The following is a 14,112-nucleotide window of genomic DNA, read 5'->3' as shown; positions in this document are numbered from 1 at the left end:
AAACAACCGCTGCTGGCACGGGGCTGGCAGCGGTTGTTTGCGTTTGGGGGCTAGCTCAGAAAAACTAGTTGGGCAGCAGCACCGTGTCAACTACGTGGATGACGCCGTTGCTCTGCATTACGTCGGCGATGGTGACCATCGACATGCCGCCTTTTTCGTCCTTCAGCTCGATGCCTTTGCCTTTCATTTTGGCTGTCAGGGTGCCGCCGCTCACGGTTTTGAGGGTAGCGGTGCCTTTGCCGGCTTTGATGGCCTTCATCAGGTCGGCGGCGGTCATGCGGCCGGCTACGACGTGGTAGGTCAGGATTTTGGTGAGCGTTTCCTTGCTCTCAGGCTTCACCAGGGTTTCGACAGTGCCGGCGGGCAGTTTGCCGAAAGCATCGTTGGTAGGGGCGAATACGGTGAAGGGGCCGGCGCTTTGCAGGGTTTCGACCAGGCCAGCAGCTTTCACGGCGGCGACCAGGGTGGTGTGGTCTTTCGAGTTTACGGCATTTTCCACGATGTTTTTCGTGGGGTACATGGCCGCGCCGCCCACCATTACGGTCTTAGCCATTTTCTGGGCCGAAACGGTAGTGGTAGCACCAACGCTGAACATGGCAACCAGAGCGAGGGAAAACAAAGTCTTTTTCATCGGTATAAATAAATGGTTTGATTTTTTTGAACGATGACCCACCTACGCCACGGTTCGACGGGTTGGATTGCCGGGAAGCAATTTTTTTTCTGAATGCGGGCACATCCGTTTGGGAATGCGGGCGTGTCTGGTTGGGTAGGAACGCGCCTTGGCGCGTTCTGTCGTTGGACGGGGCATGTCCTGGCGGCCATTCAACAGATGCACCAGGCGCGGGCCAACGACAGAACGCACCGAGGCGCTTTCCTACATTTGACCTCGCCAGGCGCGGGCCAACGAGCAGAACGCGCCGAGGCGCGTTCCTACAAACCATTTACCGCACCTGTTGCTTGCTGCTACATGCGAATTCTTACCCTGCTGCTTGTTCTGCTGATTTCCCTGCCCGGCTTCGCCCAAACCGCCAGCACCGTGGCCGGCACCGTGCGCGACCGCGCCACCCAGGAGCTGCTGCCCGGCGTGAGCATTGCCCTCGAAGGCACCGACTTTGGCACGACTACCGACGCCGAAGGGCGCTACCGCCTCACCGGCGTGCCGGCCGGCCCCTACAACCTGCGCGCCACCTTCGTGGGCTACGACGCCCTGCTGCGGGCCAACATTGCCCTGAGCAGCGGCAACGTGAACACCATCAACCTGGAGCTGAACACCGCACCCCAGGCCCTGGCCGAAGTAACCGTGACGGCCAACCGCGCCATTCGCGTGGCCACGCCCGAAACGCCGCTCAGCGTGCAGCGCCTCACCACCGAGGAAATCAAGAGCAACCCCGGCGGCAACTTCGACATTTCGAGGGTGATACAGAGCCTGCCGGGCGTGGGCGGCGGGGGCAGCGGCGGCACGGCCGGCTTCCGCAACGACATCATCATTCGGGGTGGGGCGCCCAACGAAAACGTGTACTACCTCGACGGCATTGAGGTGCCGGTTATCAACCACTTTCCGACGCAGGGCAGCGCGGGCGGGCCGGCCGGCATTCTCAACGTGAGCTTTATTGAGGACGTGACGCTGAGCAGCTCGGCGTTTCAGGCGCGCTACGACAACGCACTGAGTTCGGTGCTGCAGTTCCGGCAGCGCGACGGCAACTCCGAGCGCATTCAGGGCAACCTGCGCACCTCGGGCACCGAAGTGGCGGCCACGCTCGAAGGCCCGCTCACGCCCAATACTACGTTTCTGGCCTCGGCCCGGCGCAGCTACCTGCAAGTGCTGTTTAAGCTGATTGACTTGCCCATCCGGCCCGATTTCTACGATTTTCAGTTCAAAACCACCACCAAGCTTTCGCCCAAAACCACCGTTACCACGCTGGGCCTGGGCGCAATTGACCACTTTGAAATCGTGGCGCCCAAGAACAGCTCGCCGTCCAAGGAATTCGTGCTGCGCTCCAACCCCACCATTGACCAATGGAACTACACCGTGGGCGTGAACCTGCGCCAGCTGGTGGAAAACGGCTTCGTGAACGTGGCCCTGAGCCGCACCCAGCAATACGGCAAGGCCGACCAGTTTGAGTACGGCTTCGAGGGGCAGGAAGCCTTCCGCAAGCTGGGCTCGCGCAACGGCGAGATAGAGAACAAGCTGCGCGCCGACGTGAACAAGCGCGTAGGCCGCTGGCAGTACAGCTACGGCGTGGTGGGCCAGCTCCAGCACTACAACAACGACCTGTTCAACCGCATCCGCTCCGAGGTGCGCGACGGGAACGGGGCCCTCGTGAGCCCGGCCGTGACGGTGCGCTTTGCCACCGACCTGGACTTTGTGCGCTACGGCGCTTTCGCGCAAGCCACGCGCACCTACGGCGCCGAAAACCGCCTCACCGTGTCGGCCGGCGTGCGGACCGATGGCACCTCGGCCCTGACCGAAGGCTACCGGCTGGACCGCACGCTTTCGCCCCGCGCCTCGCTCTCCTACGCCCTGCTGCCCACCCTGAACCTGAATGCCTCGCTGGGGCGCTACTTCAAAATCCCGCCCAGCACGCTGTTGGGCTTTCGGGACGAAAACGGCCGCCGCGTGAACGCCGACGGCCGCTACATCCGGTCCGACCACGCGGTGGCGGGGCTGGAATGGCTGCCCGGCGCGGCCACCCGCTTCACCCTCGAAGGCTTTTATAAGAAGTACGCCAACTACCCGGTGAGTGTGCGCGACGGCATCAGCCTGGCCAACCTGGGCGGCGATTTCAACGCCATCGGCAACGAAGCCGTGACGAGCACCGGCAAGGGCCGCGCCTACGGGGCCGAAGCCTTTTTTCAGCAGAAGCTCAGCGGCAAGCTCTTCGCCATTGTGTCGCTCACGGCGTTCCGCTCCGAGTTTTCGGGGCTTGATGGCGTGTACCGGCCCACGGCCTGGGACACGCGCTTTCTGGGCTCGGCGCTGCTGGGCTACCAGCTCGGCCGCGGCTGGGAAGTGGGCGCCAAGTACCGCGTGGGCGGCGGCGGGCCCTACACGCCCTACGACGAAGCGGCCAGCCGCGCCAGCTACCAGGCCGTGGGCACGGGCATCCTCGACTACACGCAGCTCAATACCCAGCGCCTGGACGCCTTCCAACAGCTGGACCTGCGCCTGGACAAGAAAATCAGCCTGCGCCGCCTGAGCTTCGATTTCTACATCGACGTGCAGAACGCCCTGCTCACCAAGCCCGCCTCGCCGCCCACCTACACCTTCGAGCGCATGCCCGACAACAGCGGCTACACCACCACCGACGGCCAGCCCCTGCGCCCCGACGGCCGCAACGCCAACCCGATTCTACTGCGCGACAACGACGCGCTGGTGGTGCCCACCATAGGATTTATCGTAGAGTTTTAAGCTGACCGATGCTACCTCTGGGGCATGTACAGACCGGATTTTTAAGGATTTCCGGGGCGGAAACCGTTAAAAAAGCGCCCGGCACTTCTGGAATTCCCGAATTCGGCCGGGCCTCCAAAAGCCATATTCTACGAAGCCGTAATGCTCAGCTTTAGGTACCGGAACAGGAAGGCTCGCTTTTTATAAAGTGGGCTTTTTTGTTTCTCTCGCGGCCCGCTTCCTCCGTCCGGCACCGTGTTAAACTACCTGTTTTTTAACTACAAAGCACGCATCAAGCCCAATAGCACACATTTATTATTTTAATTTTAATTTAATCTGAAAAGGTTCAATCTAATCAGCCAAAAGTGTCGTAATTCTACTATCATTGTCATGCCCGTCTTGGGCTGACGCCGTCACCTGTACGTTCACTTTTCTTTTTTAAACAACCCCAAGTAAGTATGAACACAATGGTACCTTCTCCCGCATTAGGATTTTGGCGGTACACCCGTAGGGTAGTGTCCGGCGCGGCCCTCGCAATGGGTTTGCTGGCCGCCGCTCCGGCTGCGCAAGCGCAAACCGCTTACGGCCTCAGCACCCTGGCTGGTGCCCCGGCGCTGGTTTCGTTAACCATCGCGAGCCCAACTATTCCCACCTTCGTGCCCATTACGAACGTGGCGATGGGTTTCACGCTGGTGGGCCTCGACTCGCGGCCGGCAACCGGCGAGCTGTTCGCGCTGGGTTACAACGGCGCGGGCTCGGCCCAGCTCTACACCCTGAACCGGACCACCGGTATGGCCACGGCCGTGGGCACGCCGCAGGCCCTGGCGCTGGGCAGCTCCACCGCCCGCATCAGCTTCGATTTCAACCCCACCGTGGACCGCATTCGGGTAATCAGCAGCAACACGGCCAACTACCGCCTCAACCCCAACGACGGAACCATTACGATGACCGACGGGAACCTGAACGGGGCGCCCGCAGCCGTTATCGACGCGGTGGCCTACACAAACAGTTTCATCGGTGCCGCCGCCACCCGGCTCTACGACATCGACGTGGCCGGGTCGCGGCTATACCTGCAAACCGACCCCAATGGCGGGGTACTGGGCACGTCGAACCTGATTACCGCCAATGGCGTAACGCCGCTGCTGCAAGGCACCGACATCACGGACCTCGATATTTACACCATCCCCAACGGCACCGGGCAGCAGGTGGCGGCTTTGTCGATAGTTCGGAGTGGCGCTACCATACTCTACCTCCTCGATTTGGCTTCGGGCCTTGCCGTGCAGCCGCAAAACCTTCCCTTCGCCGTTACCGACATCACCTTTGAAATCGACCGCACGGCGCCGGCGGCCAGCGGCCAGCGGCTGTTCGCGGTGAACACCAACAACGCTCTCATTTCCTTTAATTCGGGCCAGCCGGGGTTCATCCTTTCGGCGATGAGCATCATGGGCATTCCTACCACTCAAACGCTAGTAGGCACCGACTTCCGCCCCAATACCGGCGAGCTGTTTGGCCTGGGCTATGATGCCACCACCGAGCAGGGCCAGCTCTACCGCATCGACCAGACCACGGCGGCGGCTACGGCCGTGGGTAGCCCGCAAGCGCTGCCGCTGGGCACCACCGCAGCCGAAATCAACGGCATCGGCTTCGACTTCAACCCCACCGTGGACCGCATCCGCGTGACGGGCCGTAACACCCGCAACTACCGCCTCAACCCCAATAACGGCGCGATTGTCATCATGGACGGCGACCTGAACTTCGTGAGCGGCGCCACCGGCACGCCCACCATCGGGGCCGTGGCCTACACCAACTCGTTTGCCGGCAGCACCTTCACGGAACTCTACGACATCGACGACGCCCGCAACCAGCTCTTCATTCAGAGCGACCCCAACGCGGGCGAACTCACTTCGGCCAGCGGCACCAGCCTGCTGCCCAGCAGCGAGGTCAATGACCTGGATTTTTACTTCGACGCCGCCGCGCAGATAAACCGCGGCTTCATCGTCTCGAACACCGACGGGCCCAGCACCTCGGCCAATTTCAGTACCCTCTACACCCTGAACACGATGGCGGGCACCACCTCGCCCGTGGGCACCATCGGGTTGGGCATTCCGGTGCGCGACGTGGCGGCCCGCATTGCCCCGCTCACGCAGCCCGCGCTGATAGGCCGGCTGCTGTACGGCGTGGCCGGCGGCAACCTGATTTCGTTTGACTCGGGCAACCCCACTAACATTCGCTCGGCCGTGAACATCACCGGGCTGGGCGGCGGCCAGGCCCTGGTGGGCCTCGATTTCCGGCCGGCTACGGGCGGCTTGGTTGCCCTGGGCTACAACGCCGCCGCCGGCGAGGGCCAGCTTTACAACCTGAACCTGAGTACTGGTGCGCTTACGACGGTGGGCGCCCTCCAGGCCCTGCCGCTGGGCGCGACGGCGTCGGCCATCGCCTTCGACTTCAACCCCACGGTGGACCGCATCCGCATTATTTCGGCCACCACGCAGGCCAACCTGCGCATGAACCCCAACGACGGCACGTTCGTGAACGATGGCTCGCTAACGAATGCTAACGGCACCGTGCCCGCAGTGTCGGGCGCGGCTTACCTCAACAACGACAACAACGCCGCCACCGCCACCACCCTTTTCGGCTACGACCAGACGCGCAACGTGCTGCTCCGGGCTACCAATGCCAACGCCGGAACCTACGTGGACCAGGGCACGACCGGCATCACGGTGAACCCGGGCGTGGATTTCGACGTGTTTACCGACGTGACCAACCCCGCCGTACCCGTGAATACGGCCTTCCTGGTGGCCTCACCTACGGGCCAGGCATTTGATAATCTTTACACCGTTGACCTGACCTCGGGCGCCGCCAACCTGGTGAACCGCGTGGGCAACGGCAGCAACCTGACCGGCCTGGCGGCCTTCCCCACGGCGCCCGTAGTGGCCGACCTGACCTGGACCGGCGCCGTCTCGGTGGCCTGGGGCCTGCCCGGCAACTGGCTGCCCATGCAGGTGCCCACCGCTACCGACAATGTGTTCATCCCGAACGTGGACAACGACCCCGTGGTGAGCAATGCCCAACAGGCCAACAGCCTCACCATGGCCGCCGGCGCTACCCTGACCACCGCCCCCGGCGGCACACTGACGCTGAACGGCAACTTTGTGAACAACGGCGGTACCACCCTCGGCAGCGGCACGGGCAGGGTCGCCTTCGCGGGCGGCGGCGTCCAGAACGTTATCGGCACCACTACTTTCTTCAACAACGTCACCGTGGGCGGCTCCGGCCTCAACGCGGCGGCACCGGTGCAGGTGCAGAACGAGCTGCTCCTCGATGGCAGCCTGGCCTCCGGTGGCAACCTGACCCTGCTCTCCAATGCCACCGGCACGGCCTACGTGGTGAACGCCAGCGGCGTCGTAAGCGGCAACGCCACCGTGCAGCGCTACATCACGCCCAACAACACGGGCCTGGGCTACCGCCACTACTCCGCCCCCGTCATGGGCTCGACCGTGGCCGACCTGACTACGACGGGCTTCACGCCCGTGGTAAACCCGGCTTACAATTCGATTCCGCAGCCCAACCCGGTAACGCCTTTCCCCACCGTGTTTGGCTACGACGAAACCCGCGTGAACACCAGCGGCAGCGCCGGCACCATCGACTTCGACAAGGGCTTCGTTTCGCCCAATGCCCTGAGCAGTGCGCTGATGGTAACCCGTGGCTACACGGTGAATATTCCCGCCGAAGCCAAGGTTGACTTCGTAGGCACCCTCAACAATGGTCCCCAAAGCGCTTCCGGGCTCACGCGCGGCGGCGAGGACAAATCGGGCTGGCATCTGCTCGGCAACCCCTACCCCTCGCCCATCAATTGGGATGCGGTGGGCCGCACCGGCGTGGGCGCCGCCGTATACGTGTTCCGCTCGACCAGCCAGTACGGCGGCGAATACTCTTCGTACCTGGCCAATGGCGTGGGTACCAACGGAGGCACGGCCGAAATTGCCGTGGCCCAGGGATTCTTCGTGCGGGTAGGCGAACCCAACTCCAACGGTACGGTAAGCTTCACCAACCAGGTCCGCTTGACTCCTTTCGCCAGCCCGGTTTTTCAGCGCGGCGCTGCTACGGCCCCACTGGTACGCCTGGCTCTGCGGAACGCGGCCGGGGCCACCGACGAAACGGTAGTGTACTTTGATGCTGCCGCCACGACCGGTTTCGATGCTGAGTTTGACGCCTACAAGCTAGCAGGTAGCAGTGGCTCTTCGGTGGCCACGGAAACCGGCGCGCCGGTTACGGTCCTGGCCATCAACGGCCTGCCCGCGCTGGGTACCGCCGATGTAGTGGTGAACCTGCGGGTGCAGGCCAACAAGGCCGGTACTTACACGCTGCGCGCCGCCGAGTTGCTACGCCTGCCCACGGGCACGTTTGCCTTCCTGCGCGATGCCCTGACCGGGGCCCGCATCGACCTGGCCACTCAGCCCGAGTACTCCTTCCAGCTGACGGCGGCGGGCACAGTGGCCGGCCGCTTCACGCTGCTGCTCACCCAGCAGACGGTGCTGGCTAACGCCCCGGCGGCCCTTGGCCAGCAGGTGTCGGTGTTCCCGAACCCGGCCCGTAGCGCGGTATCCATCGGTCTGCCCGCCAACCTGGCCCGCCAGGCCACGGAAGTGCAGCTGATAAACGCCCTGGGCCAGACGGTACTGCGCAGCACGCTGGCCGCCGGCTCGCAGGCCCGCACCCTGTCGCTGAACGGAGTAGCCCGTGGCGTGTACACGCTGCGCCTGCAAACCGAGCAAGGCACCGTGAACAAGCGCTTGGTTGTGGAATAGCAAGCCTCATTTTAATTGCCAAAAAAGCGCCGTCTGCAATTGCAGACGGCGCTTTTTGCTTTGCAGTAGGCTGGAGCGCTGCTTAAGTATTGGGTTGCTCAGCGAGGCACGGCAGCACCGGACCGAACGAACGGGCAAGGACTGGAGGCATCATGAACCCGCCAAAAGAGTAACCTACTACCTAATACCAGTCGCTTCGCAAGGCACTGCATAAGGCACTTCTGAAACTGCGCCGGCGATGCCAGCCGCATTTTTCGTTGAACAACAGGCGACAAAAAACCCCAGCCGGTTGTGGCTGGGGTTGCTGCGGAACAAGAGGCCAAATTCCTCCCGTTATTTTCGTCACCTTATTTTGTTCACTGGCTGAAATTGGCGGAGCGACCGGTCCTTGCCAGCGCTTTATTGCTGCACCAGGCGGGTTTGCTGCGTGAACTCGCCCTGGTGCACGCGCACCACGTACAAGCCGGCCGCCAGCTGCGGGCCCCGAAGCGATACTACGCTGCTACCCGCTTTCAAAATTTCGGACTGGCGGTGGATTTTCTTACCCAACACGTCCAGCACCTCGATTTCGGCCGTGCCGGTTTTGGTTGCCTCCACCCGCAGGGCAAAGCGCTGGCCGGGGCCCGCGGGGTTGGGGTAGGCCTGCGTTTTGAGGGCGGCGTTGCTGGCAGCTTTGGTGGCGGTGGCCGTCGTAATCAGGGTGAGTCCCCAGCGCTGAGCCGTTTCGAAACCGTTGTCATCCCAGAGGTTTACACGAGCACCGGGGGAATTGCTGGCGAAACCAATTTCAAGCACCTGCGGGACACCCGCCGCATTGGCCGAATTTTTCAGCGTGAATTTGTAGCGCCCGTTGCCGTTGGGGTCGGTGATGAGCCAGCGCTGGCTGTCATCGCCGGTCGGCAGAAGCACATTCTGTTCGATTTGGGCGCCTGCAGTTTTGCTGAGGGCCACGGACTGCACATACATTTCGGTGCCTTTGTGGCGCAGCTTGTACGAACCATCGGTTTGCAGCTCGAAGATGAAACGCTGGGCATCGTTGCCGTTATCAACCCACTGCCCGATACTGGTGCCGGCAGTAGCCAGATTGGCGTCCACGTCCAGACACAGCGGCAGGTTGGGGTCGGCGCCCGGTGTGGTGTTGCCGGACAACACCCCGTAGTGCGTCATCTTATAAGTGCCGCCGTTTACAATGGCTCCCTGGGCCCAGGCAGAAGTCGTAGCGCCCGCCAGAAAAACGGTTAGCACAGAACCAAAAAGTAAGAATTTTGTCATGATTTTTGAAGAAATGGTGGATACAAAAAACAAACGATTGATAAACAAAACAGCAAATAATATTGTCTGTTAAGACATTTTCTGTCTGATTATTCAACAATTATATGGAATATAATTTGATTTAACACAATCGTTTGTGTTAAATCAAATTATTCCCGCCTTTGACGAGTGGCAGGCCCGGCTCCTATCAGTTTAAGAGGGGACAACTTCCACAACCTATGGAACCGTTGCCCACTGATTGCGCTTCCGCGCCAGAATTGGCATCCGTGTTTCCGGCAATCCGCCGGTTTCCGGCCTTGCTCCGGCTTCAGCCTGAAATATGATGCGGACGCCCTCGCCCGATACCCTGGCTGGGGCCACGGCAGCCGGTGCCGGGCCGGCGCTGAACAAGGAGTGCTTTATTGCCACTTACTTTTGTGCGTTAAAGCAAAGCACCCTGCGCGCTTATCAACTGGCAATTGCGGCCGTTATACCCTACCGCTTTCATGAAAGTATACGTCATAAGCCTGCGTCGTGCCACTGAGCGGCGTGCCTACATGCAAAAGCAGCTCACGCTTTTGGGGCTGGAATATGAAATCGTGGACGCGGTGGATTACCAGGAAATGACGCCCGCCGAGTATGCGGAATTAGTAGACCCGGCGGCGGTTGCGGCCAACCCGTACTTAACCAAAGGTGTGCTGGCCTGCGCCCTCTCCCACGCGAAAGTGAGCCGGCTTATTGCGGCTAGCAACGCCAAGATGGGCCTGGTGCTCGAAGACGATGCCCAACTGCCCGATAATATCAAAAAACTACTGGCCCTGATTGAGCAACACATTGCCAATGAGGAAGTGATATCGATGCACTACTACAGCCACTTTGGTACGCCGGTGGAAATAAGCCGGCAGCGCGCCCAAAAGCTGGACGAGGAGAGCAGCCTGTTTTACCCGGCAAATCTGCGCAACCTGGGCTCGGCCATGGCTTACGTGATAACTCCCGCGGCGGCGGCCAAGCTATCGGCAGCCATAGTTCCGGTTCGGGTAGCGGCCGACTATTGGGGCGAGCACTACCGACAGGGCGCTTTTACTTCATTTCGATGCCTGTATCCGATAAAGACGCACGACGCGGAGTTTCGCAGCACCCTGAACTATAATTCCATCAAGACGTCCACTACCCGCCAAGTGGCCAAGGACGTAATAGGCGGTGTGGCCGCTTTCGTGCGCCGAACCAAATTTCCCGTTCTATTCAACTACCTCAAAAAAAGGGACAAGGCCCGGCTCGAAACCCGAAACAACATGCGCTTTGTAGATGCCAAACCATTCAACGCAAACTAGAAAAGCACTGGATTTGGTTACTGCACCCTACTCAGTTGAAGCCATAATCAGTGCCTTCCGCAGCCGCAGTATGGCGCTAGCCCCGGGCTCTTGCTACCTGGCGTAAACCCACAAAAGCGCCTTTTTTGCCGCCCTCCCTCTCTTCTCCTATGCAACCATTAGTATTACTGATTCCCAACCTGGGCCTGGGCGGCGCCCAACGGGTATTCCACGACCACAGCGTGGAGCTGGCCAAGCACTACGCCGTCACGGAAGCCGTGTTCAACCTGGAAGGTGGCGACCTATACCCCAGCGGCAACCCAGTGCAAAGCCTCGAAGTGAGCGGCGGCGGCGGCGTAGTGGCCAAGCTCACCAACTTCCGGCGGCGCATCGCGGGTTTGCGCCAGCTGCGCGAACGCCTGCGGCCCACGGCCTGCATCAGCCATTTGGAGGGCGCCGACTACGTGAACTTACTCAGCGGCGGCCCCGGCAAAACCATTCTCTGCGTGCACGGCTCCAAACTGCACGATGCCAATATTAAGGGGCCGGTGGGCTGGCTGCGCAAAGCCGTGCTCATGCCCCTGCTCTACAACCGCGCCGACCGGATTGTGACGGTGAGCCGCGACATCATGCCCGAGCTAATCGACGGGTTTGGGGTGAAGCCGGAAAAGCTGCTCACGATTAACAACTTCTTCGACGTTCCGCAAATCGAAGCCAAAAGCCAGGAGCCCCTTTCCGCTGCCGAAGCTGCCGTGTATGCCACCGCGCCCGTGCTGGTGACGTCGGGGCGGCTCACCATTCAAAAAAACCAGGCGCCGCTGCTCGACATTTTTGCGGCCGTGCTGCGCCAGCAGCCCGCCAAGCTGGTGTTTGTGGGCGACGGTGAGCTGCGCGACGAGCTTACGGTCCATGCGCGCACACTGGGCCTGCGCGTGTTCGCGGCCTGGGAAAATACCGCCGAGCTCACCCCCGATTTCGACGTGTATTTCCTCGGCTTGCAGCAAAACCCCTTCAAATACCTGCGGCCGGCCACGGCCTTCGTTTTCCCCTCGGCCTGGGAAGGCTTTCCCATGGCCCTGGGCGAAGCCATGGTGTGCGGCCTGCCCGTGCTGAGCACCGACTGCCCCACCGGCCCGCGCGAGATGCTGGCCCCGGCCACCGCCACCCCGGCCGCGCCCCTACGCCGGGCTGAGACGGGAGAATTCGGCATCTTGCTGCCCATGCTCACCAGCCCGGCCACGGCAGCGGCCGACCAGGCCGTGTGGACCACCGCGCTGACGAGTCTACTAGGCAATGCACCCGAGCAGGACCGGCTGGGCCAGCTTGCCCGGGCGCGCATGCAGGACTTCACCCGCGAGCGGATTTTTGGCCAGTGGCTGCAAATGTTAGAAGAAGTTTGTCGTGGTTAAAGCCAAACACACAATTTTGGTGGTGGATAATTCCCGGGCCGTGACGGGAGCGCTCAACGCCATTCGCCACGCCACGGGGCCCCTGCGGCCCGACCTGGCGTTTGAGTACGTGCTGCCCACCGGCAGCACGGGCCGGGCCGTACTCGAGGCCGACGGCTACGTGGTGCACGAGCTGCCATTCGTCGAAATCAGCCGCCGTAAGGCCGATTTGCTGCGCTACGTGCCCATGCTGCTGCTTAACGGCTGGCGGCTGCACCGGCTGGCCCGCCAGCGCGGTGCTGGCCTGCTGCACCTCAACGATTTTTACAACCTGACCGGCTACGTGGCCCGCTTTTTAAGCCTGGGCCAGCTGCGGGTGCTGGTACACGTCCGCTTTTTGCCCCAGACGCTGCCGCAGTACTTTGCGCGGGTGTGGAAGTGGCTGGCCGAGCACGGCGCCCACCAGGTGCTGTGCGTGTCGGAAGCGGTGCGGTCGTATTTCACCCCCACCAACGGCCGGGTGCACACGGTTTACGACCCGCTGCCTGCTCGTGGCGAAATGCAGCCGCCCCACGTGCCAAACCTCACGAATGGCGCCCCCACCCAACTGCTGTACCTGAGCAATTATATCCGGGGTAAGGGCCAGAATTTCGCACTTGAGGCGTTCCGGCTGGCGTATGCCCTGAACCCCAACCTGCGCCTCCGCTTCGTGGGCGGCGACATGGGCATGGCCAAGAACCAGCAGTTTCGGCAGGAGCTGGAAGCCACGGCTCAGGCTGCGGGCTTGTCGGAAGTAGTCGATTTTGAAGGTTTCGCGGCCGATACCGAGCAAGCCATGAAAGCCCACGACATCGTGCTGAATTTTTCCGAGGCCGAGTCCTTCTCCCTCACCTGCCTCGACGCGCTTTACTACGGCGTGCCCCTCATTGCTACCGACTGCGGCGGCCCGGCCGAGCTGTTCGAAAACGGCAAATCGGGCCTGCTCGTGCCCAACCGTGACGTGCCCGCCATGACCGCCGCCATGCTCCAACTGGCCGGCGATGCCACGCTACGGCAGCAGTTTTCGATGGCCAGCCGCGTTTTCGTGCGCGAAAAATTTGCCCCCGCGCACACCTACCAAAAGCTGGCCAGCTGCTACCGCCAAGCCTTACGGCCAGACTAGGGCGTGAGGACATTAAGAAATGAGTTATTCATCTAAGCCAATCAAGTGCTGCTCCGATATGCCAGAACGCGAGGAAGGAAACGATGGTCTTCTCGTAGCGGGTGGCCAAGCGGCGATACTGCTTCATGCGTCCGAAAAAGCGTTCGATTTTGTTGCGGTCGCGGTAGGCATTCTCGTCCAGGGGCAGCGGTTGGGTGCGGTTGGGGTGGCTGGGGATGACGGCTTGAATACCGCGTTGAGCGCAATAGGCGCGGGTTTGGTCGCTGTCGTAGGCCGTGTCGGCCACTACCTGGCCCACGTCGAGGCCGTCGAGCAGGGGCAGCGCCTGCGGGCTGTCGCCGGCCTGGCCGGGGGTGGCGAGCAGGCGCACCGCGTTGCCCAGCGACTCGACGCAGGCGTGAATTTTGGTGCTCATCCCGCCCCGGCTGCGGCCGAGGCACTCGGTCTGAGCGTCGCTTTTTTTTGGCCCGCCGCGTGCTGGTGCGCCCGCACGATGGTCGAGTCGAGCAGCACCCAGTCCAGCTCCGGCGCTTGGACGACCTGGAAAAGGCGGCGCCAGACGCCTTTTTCGGCCAGCCGGCGGAAGCGTTTGCGGGCCGTGTCGGACTTGCCGAAGCGTTCGGGCAGGTCGGCCCACGGGCAGCCGGTGCGCATTATCCACACCACAGCGTTGAAAAACAGCCGGTTATCGACGGCCGTCGCCCCGCCATCGGCGGCCTTGCCGGAGAGGTGCGGGGCAACCAGGGCCCAGGTAGCATCAGAAATTTCGTGACGGCGCATGCTGAAAAGTAAATAAGCAGTAAAC

Annotated in this window: 7 protein-coding genes and 1 pseudogene; 5 read left to right on the top strand and 3 right to left on the bottom strand. The window is 61.9% G+C overall.

Annotated features, from left to right (window positions below):
• Positions 1–64 precede the first annotated feature (64 nt).
• A complete protein-coding gene (locus tag GM79_RS16065) occupies positions 65–595 on the bottom strand; it encodes a fasciclin domain-containing protein (protein WP_410471187.1) in 531 nt (176 codons plus the stop codon).
• Positions 596–967: 372 nt separating this feature from the next.
• Between GM79_RS16065 and GM79_RS16060 the strand changes: the two genes are divergently transcribed.
• A complete protein-coding gene (locus GM79_RS16060) occupies positions 968–3,409 on the top strand; it encodes a TonB-dependent receptor (RefSeq protein WP_035565834.1) in 2,442 nt (813 codons plus the stop codon).
• 515 nt (positions 3,410–3,924) lie between these two features.
• Positions 3,925–8,196 (top strand): DUF4394 domain-containing protein, encoded by a 4,272-nt coding sequence (locus GM79_RS16055; protein WP_161787199.1) that lies wholly within the window; start codon positions 3,925–3,927, stop codon positions 8,194–8,196.
• 399 nt (positions 8,197–8,595) lie between these two features.
• Here the strand turns inward: GM79_RS16055 and GM79_RS16050 are convergent, their stop codons facing one another.
• Entirely contained in the window at positions 8,596–9,441 is an 846-nt protein-coding gene (locus GM79_RS16050) for an RICIN domain-containing protein (protein ID WP_161787198.1), read from the bottom strand.
• Between the two features lie 512 nt (positions 9,442–9,953).
• Between GM79_RS16050 and GM79_RS16045 the strand changes: the two genes are divergently transcribed.
• The 3 genes from GM79_RS16045 (at position 9,954) to GM79_RS16035 (ending at position 13,307) form a co-directional block, all read left to right on the top strand.
• Complete coding sequence (locus GM79_RS16045) at positions 9,954–10,778, top strand: glycosyltransferase family 25 protein (RefSeq protein WP_035565827.1); 825 nt, start codon at positions 9,954–9,956, stop codon at positions 10,776–10,778.
• Between the two features lie 149 nt (positions 10,779–10,927).
• On the top strand, positions 10,928–12,166 hold the full coding sequence (locus GM79_RS16040; protein ID WP_035565826.1) for a glycosyltransferase: 1,239 nt from the start codon (positions 10,928–10,930) through the stop codon (positions 12,164–12,166).
• Between the two features lie 19 nt (positions 12,167–12,185).
• Positions 12,186–13,307: a glycosyltransferase family 4 protein gene (locus GM79_RS16035; protein ID WP_152560035.1), complete on the top strand. Its 1,122-nt coding sequence runs from the start codon at positions 12,186–12,188 to the stop codon at positions 13,305–13,307.
• A 28-nt stretch (positions 13,308–13,335) separates the two neighbouring features.
• Here the strand turns inward: GM79_RS16035 and GM79_RS25000 are convergent.
• Positions 13,336–14,112 (bottom strand): annotated as a pseudogene (locus tag GM79_RS25000) (IS5 family transposase); the annotation flags it as partial.

Source organism: Hymenobacter sp. IS2118, assembly GCF_000715495.1.
Lineage (GTDB): Bacteria > Bacteroidota > Bacteroidia > Cytophagales > Hymenobacteraceae > Hymenobacter.
Note: the sequence above shows the minus strand (reverse complement) of the source record. Positions and strands in the feature narration are given on the sequence as shown.